Below are 17,668 nucleotides of genomic sequence, written 5' to 3'. Positions count from 1 at the left end.
CCTAGAATTGGAAATACAGGAATTCGGCGGGACGGCTCAAGGCCAGCATGCTGGCCAGCGCCAGCAAGGCGATGGCGGCGGCCCATGCGGGCGAGGCGCGCCAGGTGAGCAGCCGCGCCACGCCATGGCCGCGCGCCGCGCCAGCATGCTGGAAATCAAGGGCTGGCTCGAAGCGGCGCATGATCTGCTGCGTATTCGGCATGGCAAAGACGAGCAGCGCGGCGATGGCGATCCACGTCCAGCTTTCGATGAAGGCCGTGCCGCCGCCCAGGTAGAACGACACGCCCAGCGACGCCAGCAAGGGCTGCAGCGGTTGCAACTGGCGCGCCAGCGCATCGGGCAAGGCCAGGCCGAAGCCGCCCGCCATGCCCTGCACGATGGTCACGGCGCTGGCCATGTCGGGCGCGCGGAAAAAGACCCAGGCAACGCAGACGGCGGTGAAGGTGAGGATGGTGGCCGCCACGTTGCCGGCGCGCGTGCCGGCCGGCAGGCGCAGGGTGCGTGCCAGCGCGCTCCAGCCCTTGTGGATGGCCAGGTACGCGCCGTGCAGGAAACCCCAGACGATGAAATTCCAGCCGGCGCCATGCCACAGGCCGCCCAGCACCATGGTCACCATAAGGTTCAGGTAGCGCCGCACGGGGCCGCAGCGCTTGCCGCCCAGCGGGATGTACAGGTAATCGCGCAGGAAGCGCGACAGGGTCATGTGCCAGCGGCGCCAGAATTGCGCGATATTGCGCGATTTGTACGGCGAATCGAAGTTCAGCGGCAGGCGCACGCCGAACAGGCGCGACAGGCCGATGGCCATGTCGGAGTAGCCGGAAAAATCGAAATACAGCTGGAAGGCATAAGCCAGCACGCCGCCCCAGGCGATCAGCAGCGATGGCGCGACGGGATCGTTGAACAGGGGCGCCGCATAGGCGCCGATATTGTCGGCGACCAGCACCTTCTTCGCCAGGCCGATGAAAAAGATCGTGCTGCCGATGGCGATATTGCGTTCGGAGAGGCGGAACGTGCGCCGCGCGGCGAACTGCGGCATCATTTCCTTGTGGTGCAACACGGGGCCTGCGATCAGATGGGGAAAATACGTGACGAACAGCAGGTAGTGGACGAAGCGGCTTTCCTGCGCCTTGCCCGTGTAGGTGTCGACGAGGAAGGCGATCTGCGTGAAGGTGAAAAACGAGATCCCGATCGGCAGCACCACGTGCAGGACGGGCATCGGCTGCGCCAGCAGTTCCGCCACGCCGGCGACAAAAAAACCCGCGTATTTATAGTAGGCGAGCAGGCCCAGATTGGCGGCGATGGCCGCCGCCAGCAAGGCTTTGCGGTGGCTTGCGCGCCCTGGCCCGAGCAGCGCGGCGCAGCCATAATTGAAGACGACGGATCCAGTCAGCAGCGGCAGATAGCGGTAGTCCCACCAGCCATAGAAAAACAGCGAGGCGCATGCGAGCCAGGCGGCGCCCCATGATTCGCTGCGCCGTCCCAGGATGAAGAATCCCGCCACCGTGACGGGCAGATAGGCAAGCAGGAAGACCCAGGAATTGAATAGCATGGATTTCACCAGTCAGGATGGACGTGCGCGCAGCGCGGCCTCACGCGGCAAAACCGCGTCCCTTGCGCGCCCTTCCATTTTCCTTGCCGTTCAGGTTTTGAATAGCGGAAAAATCAATTATTCTCGAGATAAATGGCCAGCCGGGCCAACGCGGCCCGGCCGCAGTGCTTATGCGCCGAAGGCGTCGCCGGGAATGCGCACGCTGCCTTCCATCAGCACGCGCGCGCTGCGGCTCATGATGGCCTTGATGACGCTCCATGCGCCATCGACCAGCGCCGCTTCCGCGCCCACCATCAGGGTGCCGGACGGGTGGCCGAAGCGCACGCTGCTTTTTTCGCCGCCGCCCGCCGCCAGGTTCACCAGGGTGCCGGGGATGGCAGCAGCCGTGCCGATGGCGACAGCCGCCGTGCCCATCATGGCGTGGTGCAGCTTGCCCATGGACATGGCGCGCACCAGCAGGTCGATTTCGCCCGCCTCCACGCGCTTGCCGCTGGACGACACATAGCCGGCCGGCCTGGCGACAAACGCCACCTTCGGCGTGTGCTGGCGCTTGGCCGCTTCATCCAGGTGGGAAATCAAACCCATGCGCAGCGCGCCATGCGCGCGGATGGTCTCGAAGCGGGCCAGCGCGGCCGCATCGCCATTGATGGCGTCCTGCAGTTCCGTGCCCGTATAGCCGATGGCGTCCGCGTCGACAAAGATGGTCGGGATGCCGGCGTTGATCATCGTGACTTTCAGGGTACCGATGCCGGGCACCTCGAGGTCGTCGACCAGCTTGCCAGTGGGGAACATCGCACCACCGCCGCCCTCCTCTTCCGCCGCCGGATCGAGGAATTCCAGTTTCACTTCGGCGGCCGGGAAGGTCACGCCATCAAGTTCGAAGTCGCCCGTTTCCTGTACTTCGCCATTGGTCATGGGTACGTGGGCAATGATCGTCTTGCCGATATTGGCTTGCCAGATGCGCACCGTGGCGATGCCATCTTGCGGCACGCGCGCGGCGTCCACCAGGCCGCTGGCGATGGCGAACGAACCGACGGCGGCCGACAGGTTGCCGCAGTTGCCGCTCCAGTCGACGAACGGCTTGTCGATGGAGACCTGGCCGAACAGGTAATCGACGTCATGCTCCGGTTTCGTGCTTGTCGCCAGGATCACGGTCTTGCTGGTGCTCGAGGTGGCGCCGCCCATGCCATCGATCTGCTTGCCGTACGGGTCAGGGCTGCCGATCACGCGCAGCAGCAGCGCATCGCGCGCCGCGCCCGGCACTTGCGCGCTGGGCGGCAAGTCCTGCAGGCGGAAAAACACGCCCTTGCTGGTACCGCCACGCATATAGGTGGCGGGGATTTTGATTTGGGGAGTATGGCTCATGTCATTTTCTGGAAAGAGGTAGGTCGGATTAGCGGGCATCGCCACGCGTAATCCGACACATTGCTGGCGGTTTTTTCACAAATATTGTCGGATTACGCCACGCTAATCCGACCTACCCGATTTATGCGGCTTTCGACGACTCCAGGAAATCCTGCGCGAAGCGCTGCAGCACGCCACCGGCCTCGTAGATCGACACCTCTTCCGCCGTATCGAGGCGGCAGGTGACGGGCACTTCGACCGTGTCGCCGTTCTTGCGGTGGATCAGCAGGGTCAGGGTGGAACGCGGCGTGCGCTCGCCCACGACGTCATAGGTTTCGCTGCCGTCCAGGCCCAGGGTCTTGCGATTCACGCCAGGCAGGAACTCCAGCGGCAGGACGCCCATGCCCACCAGGTTGGTGCGGTGGATGCGCTCGAAGCCTTCGGCCACGATGGCTTCCACGCCGGCCAGGCGCACGCCCTTGGCGGCCCAGTCGCGCGAGGATCCCTGGCCATAGTCGGCGCCGGCGATGATGATCAATGGCTGCTTGCGCTCCATGTACACCTCGATGGCTTCCCACATGCGCGAAATCGTGCCTTCCGGCTCGATGCGCGTGAGCGAACCCGTTTTCACCTTGCCATCCTCGATGACCATCTCGTTCTTCAGGGTCGGGTTGGCGAAGGTGGCGCGCTGCGCCGTCAAATGGTCGCCCCGGTGCGTGGCGTAGGAGTTGAAGTCTTCCTCTGGCAAGCCCATTTTCGCCAGGTATTCTCCGGCCGCGCTATCGAGCATGATGGCGTTCGATGGCGACAGGTGGTCGGTGGTGATGTTGTCGCCCAGGACGGCCAGCGGACGCATGCCTTTCAAGGGGCGGGCGCCGGCCAGCGCGCCTTCCCAGTACGGCGGGCGGCGGATGTACGTCGTCTGCGGACGCCAGTCGTACAGGGGGCTGACCTTCTGTCCATCGTCGACCTGCGCGGCGAACATCGGGATGTACACCTTGCGGAACTGCTCGGGCTTGACGCTGGAAGCGACGATGGCGTCGATTTCCTCGTCCGACGGCCAGATATCCTTGAGCAGGACAGGCTTGCCGTCCGGGGCGATGCCCAGCACGTCCTTCTCGATATCGAAGCGGATGGTGCCGGCGATCGCGTAGGCCACCACCAGCGGCGGCGAGGCGAGGAAAGCCTGTTTCGCGTACGGGTGGATGCGGCCGTCGAAGTTGCGGTTGCCCGACAGGACGGCCGTGGCGTACAGGTCGCGCGATACCACTTCGTCCTGGATGACGGGGTCGAGCGCGCCCGACATGCCGTTGCACGAGGTGCAGGCAAACGCCACGACGCCAAAGCCCAGTTGTTCCAGCTCCGGCATCAGGCCCGCTTCCTGCAGATACAGTTCCACGGTTTTCGAGCCGGGCGCCAGCGACGATTTCACCCATGGCTTGCGCGTGAGGCCCAGGCGGTTCGCATTGCGCGCGATCAGGCCCGCGGCGATCATGTTGCGCGGGTTGTTCGTATTCGTGCAGCTGGTGATGGCCGCGATGATGACGGCGCCGTCCGGCATCTTGCCCGGCTCGTTTTCCACCACGCCGGAAATCCCGCGCGCGGCCAGTTCCGACGTCGGCACGCGGTTGTGCGGGTTCGACGGACCGGCGATATTGCGCACGACGGACGACAGGTCGAAGCTCAGGACGCGCTCGTACTGGGCGTCGGCCAGGCTGTCGGCCCACAGGCCCGTCTCTTTCGCGTACAACTCCACCAGTTTCACCAGTTCGTCGTCGCGGCCCGTCAGTTTCAGGTACTTGATGGTTTGCGCGTCGATGTAGAACATGGCGGCCGTGGCGCCAAATTCCGGCGCCATATTGGAAATCGTGGCGCGGTCGCCCAGGGTCAGGTGCGAAGCGCCTTCGCCGAAGAATTCCAGGTAGGACGAAACCACCTTCTGCTTGCGCAGGAATTCCGTCAGCGCCAGCACCGTGTCGGTGGCCGTGATGCCCGGCTGCGGCTTGCCCGTCAGCTTGACGCCGATGATGTCGGGCAGGCGCATCCACGAAGCGCGGCCCAGCATCACGCTTTCCGCTTCCAGGCCGCCCACGCCGATGGCGATCACGCCCAGCGCGTCGACCATCGGCGTGTGCGAATCCGTGCCCACCAGGGTATCGGGATAGGCGACGCCATCCTGTACCTGGATCACGGGCGACATGCGCTCAAGATTGATCTGGTGCAAGATGCCGTTGCCTGGCGGAATCACGTCGACGTTCTTGAATGCTTTCTTGGTCCAGTCGATGAAGTCGAAACGGTCTTCATTGCGGCGGTCTTCGATGGCGCGGTTCTTGGCGAAGGCGTCGGGGTCGAAACCGCCGCATTCCACGGCCAGCGAATGGTCGACCACCAGCTGCGTGGGAACCACGGGGTTGACCAGGGCCGGATCGCCGCCCTGGGCCGCGATGGCGTCGCGCAGGCCGGCCAGGTCGACCAGGGCCGTCTGGCCCAGGATGTCATGGCAGACGACGCGGGCGGGGAACCACGGGAAATCGAGGTCGCGGCGGCGTTCGATGAACTGGCTCAGCGACGCGTCCAGGGTGGCCGGGTCGCAGCGGCGCACGAGGTTTTCGGCCAGCACGCGCGAGGTGTAGGGCAAGGTGGCATAGGCGCCTGGCTGGATCGCATCGACGGCGGCGCGCGTGTCGAAGTAGTCTAGCTGGGTGCCCGGCAAGGATTTGCGGTACAGGGTATTCATGGGGGTACTCATTGCGGTGCTCATTATTTGCGGTCCTTGATCGGGACGAATTCCAGGTCTTCCGGGCCCACATAGTTGGCGCTCGGGCGGATGATCTTGTTGTCGATGCGCTGCTCGATGATGTGCGCGGCCCAGCCCGAGGTGCGCGAGATGACGAACAGCGGCGTGAACATCGCCGTCGGCACGCCCATCATGTGGTAGGACACGGCCGAGAACCAGTCCAGGTTCGGGAACATGTTCTTGATTTCCCACATGACCGACTCCAGGCGCTCGGCGATGTCGAACATTTTCGTGGAACCGGCTTCCAGCGACAGATTGCGCGCCACTTCCTTGATGACCACGTTGCGCGGGTCCGAAATCGTGTAGACGGGGTGGCCGAAGCCGATCACCACTTCCTTGTTGGCGACGCGCTCGCGGATGTCCGCTTCCGCTTCATCGGCATTGTCGTAGCGTTTCTGGATCTCCAGCGCCACTTCGTTGGCGCCGCCGTGTTTCGGGCCGCGCAGCGCGCCGATCGCGCCCGTGATGGCCGAGTGGATGTCCGAACCCGTGCCGGCGATGACGCGGCTGGTGAAGGTCGAGGCGTTGAATTCGTGTTCCGCGTACAGGATCAGCGAGGTGTGCATGGCTTTTTCCCACGACGCCGACGGTTTTTCGCCGTGCAGCAGGTGCAGGAAGTGGCCGCCGATCGAGTCGTCGTCCGTTTCCACTTCGATGCGCTTGCCGTTATGGCTGTAGTGGTACCAGTACAGCAGCATGGAGCCGAACGACGCCATCAGGCGGTCGGCGATGTCGCGCGCGCCCGGCGCGTTATGGTCGTCTTTTTCCGGCAAGGTACAACCGAGCACGGACACGCCCGTGCGCATCACGTCCATCGGATGGGCGGCGGCCGGCAACGCTTCCAGCGCCAGCTTGACGGCCGACGGCAGGCCGCGCAGGGATTTCAGCTTGGCCTTGTAGCCTTTCAGTTCCGCGCTGGTCGGCAGCTTGCCATGCACCAGCAGGTAGGCGATTTCCTCGAACTCGCAGCTGTCGGCCACGTCCAGGATGTCATAGCCGCGATAGTGCAAATCGTTGCCGGTCTTGCCGACCGAGCACAGCGCCGTGTTGCCGGCGGTGACGCCGGACAGGGCGACGGATTTTTTAGGCTTGAAAGTGGCGGCTTGCGGTGCGGTCATTGTGTTCTCCAGATTGAATAGTCTCGGGTGCGTCACTGCGGGACCGGCATGCGGCCCCTGCTTCTCTATTTATTTCTTTTGCGCGGCAAACAGCGCATCGAGCTTTTGCTCGAAATCGTGGTAATTGATCGATTCATACAGCTCCATGCGCGTCTGCATGGTGTCGACGACATTCTTTTGCGTGCCGTCGCGGCGCAGCGCCTGGTAGACGTTTTCCGCCGCCTTGTTCATGGCGCGGAACGCCGACAGCGGGTACAGCGCCAGGCCCACGTGGGCGCTGCGCAGTTCGTCCAGCGTGAACAGCGGCGTGGAGCCGAATTCCGTGATGTTGGCCAGGATAGGCACGTTGACGGCCTTGGCGAACGTGGCGTACATGTCCAGGTCCGTGATCGCTTCCGGGAAAATCATGTCGGCGCCCGCCTCGACGCAGGCGACGGCGCGCTCGAGCGCCGCTTCCAGGCCATCGACGGCCAGCGCATCGGTGCGCGCCATGATGACGAAGTTCGGGTCCGTGCGCGCATCGACGGCCGCCTTGATGCGGTCGACCATCTCTTCCTTGCTGACGATTTCCTTGCCCGGGCGGTGGCCGCAGCGCTTGGCGCCCACCTGATCTTCGATATGCAGGCCGGCCGCGCCGAACTTGATCATCGATTTCACCGTGCGCGCCACGTTGAAGGCGGATGCGCCGAAGCCCGTGTCGGCATCGACCAGCAGGGGCAGGTCGCACACGTCGGTGATGCGGCGGATGTCGGTCAGCACGTCGTCCAGGCTGGAGATGCCCAGGTCGGGCAAGCCCAGCGAGCCGGCCGCGACGCCGCCGCCGGACAGGTAGATGGCCTTGTAGCCGGCGCGCTTGGCCAGCAGCGCGTGGTTGGCGTTGATGGCGCCGACCACTTGCAATGGGGATTCTTCCTGGACGGCCTTGCGGAATGCGGCACCTGCGGAGTATTGAGTCATGTATGCACCTTATGGGGAGTTCGGGTCAGCCCGAATGTTTCATGGACTTGCTATGCGCATCAGTATTGCAAATGCCGTGCCAGCACCATGCGGCACGATGACTATGCCACGCGCCAGAGTGACAACACGGGCAAGGCGGCCGCTTTCCAGCGCGCTCCGGCCGTCACGCAGGGAAACGGCGATGTCACGTTTCATGTGCTTGGCGTTTCACGATGTTTCATTCATTGCATTTTGAAACACCCGGTTGAAACACGCAACAGCAATGCGCAACAGGGCGGCGCTGCAGGCGCTGCGGAACAGGATGGGAAACGGGAATGGCTTGGAAGAAAAACAGCCGGCGGACGCCGGCTGAGAATTACTGCTGAGACTACGGATGAAACGGCAAACTAGGCCAGCCGCACCAGCGGATTGGCGATGATGTTGTCGATCTGGCGCACGGCTTCTTCGCAGGCAGCGGCGATGGCGCCCTCCTCGTCGTCGCGCACGAATTGCATGGTCGAGCCTTCGAACACTTCCAGGCCTTCCGCGGTGGCGCGTTCGATGTCGCAGCTGGCCGACCATTTGCCGTCGGTGGTAGGCACGGCCAAGGGAACGATTTCCCAGCCTTTATAGTGAATTTTAGAACTGCTATCCATGGGTGCCTCCATATGAACTGACTGAATACGGGAAATCGTAGCATGAAGCGCGGCCGCAGGCGACGTGTTTCATGCGCCCGCGGGCAATCAGGCTAAACGATTTACGCTGGCTCAAGGACGCAGCAGATTATCCACTTCCGTCTTGGCCACTTCCAGGCCGGCCGTGCACGCCGTTTCGGGCGCCAGGTAGCCGCCCAGGGTGCGGCTGCGCGTGATGCCTTGCGCTTCAGGCTCGCCGTCGCGCTGCAGGCGGTAGGTAAAATCCCATAAATCGTCATTGTCCTTTTGCGGGGTCACCGAAATCGTAAAACCGCGGTACTGTTCGCTGCGTGCAGTGGTATCGTTCATGAATTCCTCCTTGTAAGAATGAGGTTACCACGCAGCAAGGCGCAGGGTGCGCACGGCTGTGTGGCGCGCAAGCCCTGCCGCTTATCTGTTTTTCGCATGTTAAATGTGAATTTGCAGCATTTTTTTAGCGAACTCTGGCGATATAATGCCATTCCCTGCCCGACCTAGCCGCCGTGATGACTCCACAAATCCAAGCCTTCTTCGACCCCGCCACCGCCACCGTCACCTATGTCGTCTACGAGGGAGACGGCGAGGAATGCGCCATCATCGATTCCGTGCTCGACTACGACCCCAAGGCGGGCCGCACGGCCACCACCTCGGCCGACAAGGTGATCGCCTTCGTGCGCGAGCACGGCTTGCGGTGCCGCTGGCTGCTGGAAACCCATGCGCATGCCGACCACCTGTCGGCCGCCCCCTACCTGCAGCAGCAACTGGGCGGCGAAGTGGCCATCGGCGCCGCCATCCAGACGGTGCAGCAGGCGTTTGCCGAGGTCTACCATCAGCATGCGGCCAGGGCCGACGGCTCGCAGTTCGACCGGCTGTTCGCGCCCGACCAGGTGTTTTATATCGGCAAGCTGGAAGTGCGCGCGCTGCACGTGCCCGGCCACACGCCGGCCGACCTCGCTTACCAGATCGGCGACGCCGTCTTCGTCGGCGACACCCTGTTCATGCCGGACGTCGGTTCGGCCCGCTGCGATTTTCCCGGCGGCTCGGCCGCGCTGCTGTATCGCTCGGCGCAGCGCCTGCTGTCGCTGCCGCCGCAAACGCGGCTGTTCATGTGCCACGATTACCCGCCCAGCGGCCGCGGGCCGCGCTGGGAAGTGACGGTGGCCGAACAGCGCGCCGGCAACATCCATTTGCGCGACGGCATCACGGAAGAGCAGTTCGTGGCCATGCGCACGGGCCGCGATGCCACCCTCGACATGCCGACCCTGATCCTGCCCGCGATCCAGGTCAACATCAATGCGGGCAAGCTGCCCGAACCGGAAGAAAACGGCGTGCGCTACCTGAAGATACCGCTGAACGCGATCTGACGGCCGCTATGCCGCCGGGCGACGGCGGCGCCACACCTGGCGCTGGCCAGCCCTGATCTCTTCCAGCTCGCCCGCGGCGCGCAGCTGTTCCAGCGCGGCCGCGACGGTTTCCGGCGCAACAGCCCCGCCCAGCCACCACTGCGCCACGCCTTCCAGCGTGTCGGCGCCGTGCGGATACCGTTGCAGATAGCTGCGGATGGCGTCGCGCGCCTGCCCGATGGCGGAAGATGGCTGCATCATGAACTCTCCATGCGTTGACGGCGCCGGCATGGGCGCATGCCGGCAAGGGACCGCGCCGGCCAGGCGGCGCGGCGCGTGCGGGAACGACGCGACAGACCTTATTCGCCCTGCTCGGGCGCGCGGCCGATCTCGCCGTCGATATTCGCCAGGAACCAGGCCAGCGACGACATCAGCGCCACGTTGCGCTTCAGGTTCTCGGGGTCGACCTTGTCCAGGGTATCGGCCGGCGTGTGGTGATAATGGAAGTAACTGTGGCTGTCGACCAGCGGCTCGAAGCTGGGCACGCCGCCCGTTTCCAGCCGGTGCAAGTCGCCCGTGCCCAGCGCGTCGCGGCGCGTGAACGCGTGCGCACCGATCGGCTGCAGGGCCGCGCGCAGGGGCGCGAACAGTTTTTCCGCCTTCGGCCCCACGCTGGCCAGGATGCCGAACGGACGCCCGGCGCCGCTGTCCATCTCGATGGCCGCATATTGCTTGCCCAGCGCCTGCTTGTTGGCCTCGAAATAGGCCTGGCCGCCACGGCCGCCATTTTCCTCGTTCATCCAGGCGATCACGCGGATCGTGCGGCGCGGACGGTAGTCGAGTTTTTTCAGCGTTTCCACCACGCCCATGGCCGCCACGACGCCGGCGCCGTCGTCATGCGCGCCCGTCGCCAGATCCCAGGAATCGAGGTGGCCCGAGACCACCACCACTTCGTCAGCCTTGTCCGTGCCCGGCCAGTCGGCGATGACGTTGTAGCTGTCGGCTTCCGGCAGGTTTTGCGGCGTCAGGGTCAGGCGCATTTTCAGGGGGCCGCGCGCGGCCAGACGGCCCATCAGCAAGGCATCTTCCACGGTGACGGCGGCGGCGGGAATGCGCTTGTTGTCATCCAGGCCCGTGGCGCCCGCGTGCGGGATGCGGAAATCGGCGCCGCCGACCGAGCGCACCAGCGCGGCGGCCGCGCCCAGGTCGGCCGCCGCCTTCGGGCCGAGGAAGCGCGCGCGCGAACCCTGGCCATAGGTGACGCCGGCCAGGCCGCGCTCGGCCATCTCCTGGTCGAATGGCGTGTCGATCAGCACGATGGCGCCCTTCACTTCCGCCGCGCGCGCCTTGAGTTCCTCGAGGCTCTTGACGATGACCACGGGCGCCGTCAGGCCGGCGGCCGGGGTGGCGCCCGAACCGCCCAGCGCCGTCAGCACGACGCGCTGGCTGACGCCCTGCGGACGGCCCGCATAGTCGACGATTTCCGCCGTTTCCACGCCGCGCACCCAGTGCGGCACCTTCACCGGCTGCAGGGTGACCTTGGCGCCCAGCTGGCGCATGGCCTCGGCCACCTGCTGCACGGCGGCGGCGGCGCCGGCCGAGCCGGACAGGCGCGGGCCGATCAAGTCCGTCATGTCGGCCAGGCGCGCATAGGCCCAGTCGCTGTGCAGGGCCGTGTCGCGCACCTGCGCCAGTGCCTGCGGCGCATTGCCCGGCGCGGCGGCAAGGGCGCCGGCGCTGACGGCGCAGCCGAGGGCGATGAACAAGGCGGAGCGGCGCAATGGCGCGCGGGGCGATACGGTAGTCATAGGATTCCTGTTCCAGTCGATGAAGAAAGAGCGGTCCCGCCATGGCCATCAGCAGCGGCATCGGGCATGGCGAAGTTGTGCACGATAGCGTATTTTTTCTGTCAATGCAGCAACTTTTGCCGCGAGCGATTGCCTGTGGCCGCCAGACTGGATTACCATGCAGATCGTGATCGCCACCGGATACCGCCATGCTCAAGGGAACCCTTTGTACCGTACGGCACTTGACCGCCGCCGACCTCAACGCCTATATCGCACTGATCAACGACCTGCCCGCGCGCAGCGAGTTCTTTTCCATGCAATTCAAGTCGCCCGAAGCGATCCGCCGCGAGTTCATGCTGACGGGCCTGGTCACGGAGGATAGCGAACTGTTCCTGATTGAAGACCTTCACCAGCACATCATCGGTTCGATCACGCACTTCAAGAGCCGCACGCCGGCCTGCCGCGAAATCGGCTACCGCCTGTTCGATCCCAAGTGGGGCGGGCGCGGCTACGGCGGCGAGGCGACGCGCCTGATGGTCGACTACCTGTTCAATGCCTATCCCTACCACCGCCTGGAATTGCTGATGGATCCGCAGAACACGGCGTCCGAGCGCATCGCGCAAAGGTGCGGCTTTACCGAGGAAGGCGTGAAGCGCCAGGCCTTTTTCATCAATGGCGTGATGCGCGACGTGAAAATGTATAGCCTGCTGCGCCCGGAATGGCAAGCGCATGCGCCTGCCGTGTTCGGCTAAAACTGTTACCGCCGCGCCCTGATTGTAATAAGTTGTATTAGACGTGGAACAAGCGGGAGGCAGCGGATATAGTCCAGTTCATGCAGATCATTGTGATCTCGCCGGAATGGAAGGAAATGCCATGTTGAACAAGAAACTCCTGGGTGCGGTAATGGTAGCGGCAGTGGCTGTGTCTTCGGCCGCAGTCGCCGGCGACCGCGACTTCAATACCGTTGCAGGCGCCGTCGTCGGAGCGGCCATTGGCAACAGCACTGGCGGCCGGAACGGCGCGATCGTCGGTGGCGTGCTGGGCGCGGCCGTCGGCAACAGCATCAGCACGAATGACCGCTATTACGACCGTGGCGGCTATCGCGGCGGCTACCGTGAAACGTATTACCAGCCGGCGCCGCAGCCCGTCTACTACCAGCCTGCGCCGCAGCCCGTGTATTACGCGCCGCCTCCGCGCTACTACGGCCCGCCAGCCGTCGTCTACGTGCAACCGGGCCGCGGCTACTACCGCGACCATGGCCGCCGCGACTACTATGACCGGGGCCACGGCCACGGTCACGGCTGGGGCCATCGCCGTTAAGCACTTCCCCGTGCCATCAAAAAACCTGCGCCAGCCTGCTGCCGCAGGTTTTTTTGATGGATAAGCAAGGTATCGTCTGCAAGCAATATCGGCTAAGCTCTATCCCATGATCCACATTGATGGCCGCCAGGACTGCAGCAAACGATGCATTTAATCAAAGACGCGCTCGATTTCGGCCCCTGGCTGGACGCCGCCGCTGGCAGCAGCGTGGGCGCCGGCACCCTGCCACGGCAGGAAAACCAGGACAATTTCCTGCTGATCGACGCCAGCGGCCATGCCGTGTGCCTGTCGCAGCAAGCGCCTGTGCACTGCCAGGTGCCGGGCTGGCCCGCCGGCCACGTGCGCGCCGCCGTGCTCGACGGCATGGGCGGCCACGGCCATGGACGCGAAGCGGCCGAAGCGGCCGTGCAAGGCTTGCTATCCATACCCGCCTGCCACGACACGGCCAGCCTGGCGTGTCACCTCGATCAATTGCATGCACGCCTGCAAGCGGGCTTCGCCGACGCCGCACCAGCACAGGCGCGCGCGCCCGGCACCACCTTGACCCTGCTGGAAATACCGCCTGGCCAGGCGCCGCTGCTGTACCACGTGGGCGATACGCGCCTGTATGAATTGCGCGATGGCATGGCCGCCATCCTTACCGTCGACCATGTGCCGGCTACCGCCTATGCCATGCGCGGCGGACTGGACGAGGCGCGCTGGCGCGCCAGCGTGCATGGCGAGCATCATCCGCAAATCTCGCAGGCGTTTATTCTCGGCAACGCCATGGGCGATACCCTCCAGCTCGACAAACCGCTGCTGGCGCTCGACAACGGTAATTTGCCGTCCTTCCTGGCCCACCTGGGCGACCGCCGCGTACTGGAAGTGCAAGCCGGCGCCTACTATGTGCTGGCCAGCGACGGCTTCTGGGCCTGCGACCATCCACTCGCGTCCACGGCCCGCTGGCCGGACCTGTGCGCAGGCAAGACAGCGGCACAAGCCGTCACGGCCATATTCGACGACTTCCTCGCCCACCCGCCAGAAGGCTTGCACAGCGACAATATCACCATGCTGGTGCTGCGCTTCAATAGCTAGCTTTTGGCGGGCGCCTTGCGCGCCGCCAGATAGCCAGCCACGGCGGCCAGGCCTGATAGCACGGTGCCCCAGGCCATGTCGATCGCCGTCAGGGCCAGCGGCCAGTCTTGCAAGGTGGAATAATTGCTCAAGTCATACGTGCCATAGGCAACCAGTCCCAGCAAGGCACCCAGGGCCGCCGCCGCGCGCCAGTTGCCCTTGCGTAATCCTGGCACGATGGCGAATACCAGCAGGCCCACCATATACAAGAGGTAAAACAGGGCCGCCGGCCCCAGCCTGGGCCGCCCGGCCAGCAAGGGGCCCAGCGCCTGCGCATACACCTGCCCCATCAGCACGGTCAGCCACAGGGCATCGATGGCGAGAAACACCGCCAGGGCGGCGCCATAGGCGGTGGCAAGCTGGAGCGGGCGCAAGGCAGGCATGGGGTTTCTCCGGGATAAAGTGGGTAGCAGAATCGAGCATATAGCAAATGCCGCAGGTCCTGCGTGCCTTGCAGCACACAGCGCGCCGGAGAGAAGCAGCGACGCAAGCGACGACATCACTGGATGCGGGCAATCGGCGCCAGCAAACGCCGCGCTCGGATGAACGTATCAAAATGACATATTCAAAAGATTATAAAATATTCTTTTAGGCAATAGTTTCCATGGCATTCATAGCAAGATGTGACCAGCGACATGGAAACCTGCAAAAAGAGTGCATCGGCTCGCCGCGAAGGTTGCCAAGCGGGCGCAAAAGCGCGTAAGCTCTCATGTATAACAGAGGGCAGAATGCCCCCGCTCGATTCGAGTCAGAATGTCATGAAAAAATGCAGCAACCCGGAGCACCCGCACTGTACGTTCTGGGTCTTGCCTGGGGAAGACGTCTGCGCCGCCAACCACCGGCAAGCGACGATTGCTCCCAGCAGCTACGACCTGTTGACCGCACTGCGCAGCGCCCGTTCCGAGCCATCGGCAACGGAGCTTCCGCACGCCCCTGCTGCTGACGCTGTTGCAGCACAGCATATCGCACCGCTTACCGGCGTTGGCGTTGGCGTTGGCGCGCATGTTGCGCCGCATGACGTCCCGGCCGCTACCGCTGCCCGCCCCCATGACGCCCCGCCTGCCCCGGCTACTGGCAAGGCGCCGGCAGCCAGCGCGCCGGCACTGCCCGCCTACGCGCCCATGGCGATATCCGCTGCCATGCCGGCGGCCTCGCCTGCCGCCCCGGGCACCGCGGCCCGCCCCACCTACCAGCCCGTCCATGCCCACCTGCACATCAGCGGCTTCGATCCGCGCGCGGCAGGTGGACGGCAAACGTTAAAAATGGAATTGCGCGGCATGGCGGCCGCCTGCGCGCCGCAGCTGACCTTGCGCCTGCGCTCGGACCTGATACCGCGCGGCGCCGTCCAGCATGATTTCGTGCGCACGACGCGCGGCGACTGGCGGCCCGTGTTTGTCGAGTTTTCCTCGCGCAACAAGGAACATGGCCAGTACCAGATCGAGGTGGAAGTGCACAGCCACGTCGACGGGGCCGTGGCCCAGAAATGGGTGTGCACGTTCGTCATCCTCGTGCCGCGCCGCGATGCCACCCTGACGGAAATCCACCAGATCTTCCTCAGCACGCACAAGAACGTGCGCGTGATGGCCGACGACGCGTCGATCGCCCGCGTCACGGGCGGCGATGGCTGCAACCTCGACGTCACGGCGCGCAATGCCGGCATCGCCCACGTGGACCTGTCTGCGCCGCAGGGCAAGATCGACATGGGTTTTACCACCATCGCCTGGGACGAGGAATTGATCGAGGTCGACCTGCCCGCCGCCAGCCATTGCCATCCGCATCCGAGCCAGGCCGCCTGTCTCGTCAATGCGGCGCCGGAAGCGGGCGCGCAGCGCCAGATCCGCCTGTTCGCGCTCGAGGAATGCATGCTGGGCCGCTTCGAACTGGTGGACCCGGAAGCGGACGTGCTGCTCAGCCACTTCAGCCCGGACGGCCAGGACAACAACGGCTTGACGCGCCGCCTGTCGGGCCGCCACGCCGTCATCCGGCGCGGGCCACAAGGCTTTGAAATCGAAGACGTGTCGCGCTACGGCCTGCTGCTCGATGGCGTCTGGCCCGGCAAGCACAAGCCCGTCGCGCTGCGCCTGGGCATGCGCATCGAATTGACCGCCAGCATCAAGGGTATCGTCGTGCTCAGCGTCACGGCCATCTTCGGCCATGGCGTCATTTTGCACCGCATCGACCAGGGTGCGCGGGCAGAGTGTTTTTACCTGCTGCTGCCGGAAGCCCAACCCAGCCTGACCGCCCACGCCGCCGCACCCAATGCGGCCGCCTTGCCCATGCTGTTTCACCGCAACGGCGGTTTCTGGCACCTGGACGTCGCCACCGGCAAGGAAACCGCCCTGGCGCCCGCCACGGCGCTCGACAAGCTCAGCGGTTTTGCCCGGCATAACCGCTTTGCCAGCGAACCGTATCCGGAATGCTGGATCATCCGCACCGAGGGTGCCGCCCTGTGCGATAGCGGCATGCTGACCGTTTAGAAACACCGAACCAAACCTGCGGCGCGCGGGCATGGCCGGCCTGCGACGCGCGCCACGCGGCATGGCGGCAGCACCATGCAAACCACCTGACACAACGATTACACGCACCCGCCTGATCGCTGGCGCCTGAACAATGGTCAGCGCAAGGCGCGCCAGCGCAGGCAGTACGAACCGTACGGCAAGGCAGCGCCACACCGTTATGGCCTTGCTTCAAGCGCTAGCGCGGCACCAGCACGAGAAAAATCATCGACAGCCCCAGAATGAACACCGCTTCCAGCGTAAACACGATGGCGGGAATCTGCAATTCGCGCGGGATTTTCATGGCGACACCTCCTCAAATCAGACGGCTGCTTTCAGCATAGCGCGCCGCGCGCCAAATACATTATCAGCCACACAATACACTTGATGGGCCGGCATGACTTGCCGGGCTCGCCTTGGGCGCCATCGCGACACATAATTTAACAAATTATTGACGATTTTTCCGCAAATAGCCCCTGACACGCCTTTTCATACTGTATATTCATCCAGTTAACACCCCCTATATTTCACAAAACGCCGGCATGGCGTTTTACCTTTCCTATGGCTTCCAACAAAGCGCATCATGCGACCGGTTGGGCCGCCGGCGTGATCGCCGCGGCCCTGGTCGCGCACGCTGGCGCCGGCGGCCCCTATCAAGTGCTGAGCATGCTCGCCTTTGTCATGGGCGCGCTGGGCGGCACGGCGCCGGACTGGCTGGAAGTGGCCTGGTGGGCGCGCACGCACCGGCTGTGGATCACCCACCGCACGTGGACGCACTGGGGCCTGGCGTGGATCGCCCTGCTCGTCTACACATATCTGCAATTGCCGCACCATGTGTGGGCGCCGCCCCTGTTCGGCTTTGCCGCCGGCGGCATCATGCACCTGCTGGCCGACTGGCCCAATCCGCTGGGCGTGCCGTGGATCTTCCGCCGCCACTCGCTGCGCTGGTGGAAAAGCGGCCGCCACGACATCATCGTCATCATCGCCGCCTGGCTGGCCGCCACCGTGGTGGCCGACCACGTGTTTTTCGACGGCATCCACCTGCGGCGCACCCTGCTGGCGCTGGACAGCCTGCTGCACTGGTCCGCCACGGCCCTGCAGCAAGCCTGGGCGGATCTGCAACAGTGGCAGGAGCGCTGGCGCCTGGGCGGCGCACAGTAATTGACGCCGCCCGCATGGCAATGTGATAATG

General features: G+C 64.6%; 17 protein-coding genes. 7 read left to right on the top strand and 10 right to left on the bottom strand.

Features of this window, described 5'->3' with window-relative positions; translation table 11 throughout:
- Position 1: 1 nt before the first annotated feature.
- The 5 genes from O0880_RS09030 to prpB form a co-directional block, all read right to left on the bottom strand.
- On the bottom strand, positions 2-1,549 hold the full coding sequence (locus O0880_RS09030; protein ID WP_289886085.1) for an MBOAT family protein: 1,548 nt from the start codon (positions 1,547-1,549) through the stop codon (positions 2-4).
- Between the two features lie 168 nt (positions 1,550-1,717).
- Positions 1,718-2,914, bottom strand: coding sequence for a 2-methylaconitate cis-trans isomerase PrpF (gene prpF / locus O0880_RS09025; RefSeq protein WP_289886084.1), 1,197 nt, complete (start codon positions 2,912-2,914; stop codon positions 1,718-1,720).
- Positions 2,915-3,035: 121 nt separating this feature from the next.
- Positions 3,036-5,630: a Fe/S-dependent 2-methylisocitrate dehydratase AcnD gene (gene acnD, locus O0880_RS09020; RefSeq protein WP_289887328.1), complete on the bottom strand. Its 2,595-nt coding sequence runs from the start codon at positions 5,628-5,630 to the stop codon at positions 3,036-3,038.
- A gap of 23 nt (positions 5,631-5,653) precedes the next feature.
- Positions 5,654-6,808, bottom strand: a complete 1,155-nt coding sequence (prpC, locus tag O0880_RS09015; protein WP_289886083.1) for a 2-methylcitrate synthase — start codon at positions 6,806-6,808, stop codon at positions 5,654-5,656.
- 69 nt (positions 6,809-6,877) lie between these two features.
- Positions 6,878-7,765, bottom strand: coding sequence for a methylisocitrate lyase (gene prpB, locus O0880_RS09010; RefSeq protein WP_070220951.1), 888 nt, complete (start codon positions 7,763-7,765; stop codon positions 6,878-6,880).
- 87 nt (positions 7,766-7,852) lie between these two features.
- Here prpB and O0880_RS09005 point away from each other — a divergent pair, with 87 nt between their 5' ends.
- Positions 7,853-8,155: a hypothetical protein gene (locus tag O0880_RS09005; RefSeq protein WP_289886081.1), complete on the top strand. Its 303-nt coding sequence runs from the start codon at positions 7,853-7,855 to the stop codon at positions 8,153-8,155.
- Here O0880_RS09005 and O0880_RS09000 read toward each other — a convergent pair.
- A complete protein-coding gene (locus O0880_RS09000; RefSeq protein WP_034783948.1) occupies positions 8,152-8,400 on the bottom strand; it encodes a hypothetical protein in 249 nt (82 codons plus the stop codon). The genes O0880_RS09005 and O0880_RS09000 overlap by 4 nt on opposite strands.
- Positions 8,401-8,511: 111 nt before the next feature.
- Positions 8,512-8,748, bottom strand: a complete 237-nt coding sequence (locus tag O0880_RS08995; RefSeq protein WP_071323102.1) for a hypothetical protein — start codon at positions 8,746-8,748, stop codon at positions 8,512-8,514.
- Positions 8,749-8,924: 176 nt separating this feature from the next.
- Between O0880_RS08995 and O0880_RS08990 the strand changes: the two genes are divergently transcribed.
- Positions 8,925-9,782 carry an MBL fold metallo-hydrolase gene (locus O0880_RS08990; RefSeq protein WP_289886078.1) on the top strand — a complete coding sequence of 286 codons (858 nt, stop codon included), beginning with the start codon at positions 8,925-8,927 and terminating at the stop codon, positions 9,780-9,782.
- Positions 9,783-9,788: 6 nt separating this feature from the next.
- Here the strand turns inward: O0880_RS08990 and O0880_RS08985 are convergent, their stop codons facing one another.
- On the bottom strand, positions 9,789-10,022 hold the full coding sequence (locus tag O0880_RS08985; protein ID WP_289886076.1) for a hypothetical protein: 234 nt from the start codon (positions 10,020-10,022) through the stop codon (positions 9,789-9,791).
- A gap of 98 nt (positions 10,023-10,120) precedes the next feature.
- Positions 10,121-11,569 carry a M20/M25/M40 family metallo-hydrolase gene (locus O0880_RS08980; protein ID WP_289886075.1) on the bottom strand — a complete coding sequence of 483 codons (1,449 nt, stop codon included), beginning with the start codon at positions 11,567-11,569 and terminating at the stop codon, positions 10,121-10,123.
- A 221-nt stretch (positions 11,570-11,790) separates the two neighbouring features.
- Between O0880_RS08980 and O0880_RS08975 the strand changes: the two genes are divergently transcribed.
- From O0880_RS08975 to O0880_RS08965, 3 genes are all read left to right on the top strand, one after another.
- A complete protein-coding gene (locus O0880_RS08975; protein WP_289886074.1) occupies positions 11,791-12,300 on the top strand; it encodes a GNAT family protein in 510 nt (169 codons plus the stop codon).
- Between the two features lie 121 nt (positions 12,301-12,421).
- On the top strand, positions 12,422-12,868 hold the full coding sequence (locus O0880_RS08970; protein ID WP_071323097.1) for a glycine zipper domain-containing protein: 447 nt from the start codon (positions 12,422-12,424) through the stop codon (positions 12,866-12,868).
- 144 nt (positions 12,869-13,012) lie between these two features.
- Positions 13,013-13,942 carry a protein phosphatase 2C domain-containing protein gene (locus O0880_RS08965; RefSeq protein ID WP_289886071.1) on the top strand — a complete coding sequence of 310 codons (930 nt, stop codon included), beginning with the start codon at positions 13,013-13,015 and terminating at the stop codon, positions 13,940-13,942.
- Here O0880_RS08965 and O0880_RS08960 read toward each other — a convergent pair.
- A complete protein-coding gene (locus O0880_RS08960; protein WP_289886069.1) occupies positions 13,939-14,364 on the bottom strand; it encodes a DUF2177 family protein in 426 nt (141 codons plus the stop codon). The two genes, O0880_RS08965 and O0880_RS08960, sit on opposite strands and share 4 nt — an antisense overlap.
- A 738-nt stretch (positions 14,365-15,102) precedes the next feature.
- Between O0880_RS08960 and O0880_RS08955 the strand changes: the two genes are divergently transcribed.
- Both O0880_RS08955 and O0880_RS08950 read left to right on the top strand, forming a co-directional pair.
- Positions 15,103-16,458 (top strand): FHA domain-containing protein, encoded by a 1,356-nt coding sequence (locus O0880_RS08955; RefSeq protein WP_289886067.1) that lies wholly within the window; start codon positions 15,103-15,105, stop codon positions 16,456-16,458.
- A gap of 579 nt (positions 16,459-17,037) precedes the next feature.
- Positions 17,038-17,637: a metal-dependent hydrolase gene (locus O0880_RS08950; RefSeq protein ID WP_071323094.1), complete on the top strand. Its 600-nt coding sequence runs from the start codon at positions 17,038-17,040 to the stop codon at positions 17,635-17,637.
- The last annotated feature ends 31 nt before the right edge of the window (positions 17,638-17,668 follow it).

Source organism: Janthinobacterium sp. SUN118, assembly GCF_030397695.1.
GTDB lineage: Bacteria > Pseudomonadota > Gammaproteobacteria > Burkholderiales > Burkholderiaceae_D > Janthinobacterium.
Note: the sequence above shows the minus strand (reverse complement) of the source record. Positions and strands in the feature narration are given on the sequence as shown.

Bases quoted from the DNA above. Each gene is read 5' to 3' on its own strand.
- O0880_RS09030 (WP_289886085.1), bottom strand. From the start codon at position 1,549: ATGCTATTCAATTCCTGGGTCTTCCTGCTTGCCTATCTGCCCGTCACG.
- prpF (WP_289886084.1), bottom strand. From the start codon at position 2,914: ATGAGCCATACTCCCCAAATCAAAATCCCCGCCACCTATATGCGTGGC.
- acnD (WP_289887328.1), bottom strand. From the start codon at position 5,630: ATGAATACCCTGTACCGCAAATCCTTGCCGGGCACCCAGCTAGACTAC.
- prpC (WP_289886083.1), bottom strand. From the start codon at position 6,808: ATGACCGCACCGCAAGCCGCCACTTTCAAGCCTAAAAAATCCGTCGCC.
- prpB (WP_070220951.1), bottom strand. From the start codon at position 7,765: ATGACTCAATACTCCGCAGGTGCCGCATTCCGCAAGGCCGTCCAGGAA.
- O0880_RS09005 (WP_289886081.1), top strand. From the start codon at position 7,853: ATGCGGCACGATGACTATGCCACGCGCCAGAGTGACAACACGGGCAAG.
- O0880_RS09000 (WP_034783948.1), bottom strand. From the start codon at position 8,400: ATGGATAGCAGTTCTAAAATTCACTATAAAGGCTGGGAAATCGTTCCC.
- O0880_RS08995 (WP_071323102.1), bottom strand. From the start codon at position 8,748: ATGAACGATACCACTGCACGCAGCGAACAGTACCGCGGTTTTACGATT.
- O0880_RS08990 (WP_289886078.1), top strand. From the start codon at position 8,925: ATGACTCCACAAATCCAAGCCTTCTTCGACCCCGCCACCGCCACCGTC.
- O0880_RS08985 (WP_289886076.1), bottom strand. From the start codon at position 10,022: ATGATGCAGCCATCTTCCGCCATCGGGCAGGCGCGCGACGCCATCCGC.
- O0880_RS08980 (WP_289886075.1), bottom strand. From the start codon at position 11,569: ATGACTACCGTATCGCCCCGCGCGCCATTGCGCCGCTCCGCCTTGTTC.
- O0880_RS08970 (WP_071323097.1), top strand. From the start codon at position 12,422: ATGTTGAACAAGAAACTCCTGGGTGCGGTAATGGTAGCGGCAGTGGCT.
- O0880_RS08965 (WP_289886071.1), top strand. From the start codon at position 13,013: ATGCATTTAATCAAAGACGCGCTCGATTTCGGCCCCTGGCTGGACGCC.
- O0880_RS08960 (WP_289886069.1), bottom strand. From the start codon at position 14,364: ATGCCTGCCTTGCGCCCGCTCCAGCTTGCCACCGCCTATGGCGCCGCC.
- O0880_RS08955 (WP_289886067.1), top strand. From the start codon at position 15,103: ATGGCGATATCCGCTGCCATGCCGGCGGCCTCGCCTGCCGCCCCGGGC.
- O0880_RS08950 (WP_071323094.1), top strand. From the start codon at position 17,038: ATGGCTTCCAACAAAGCGCATCATGCGACCGGTTGGGCCGCCGGCGTG.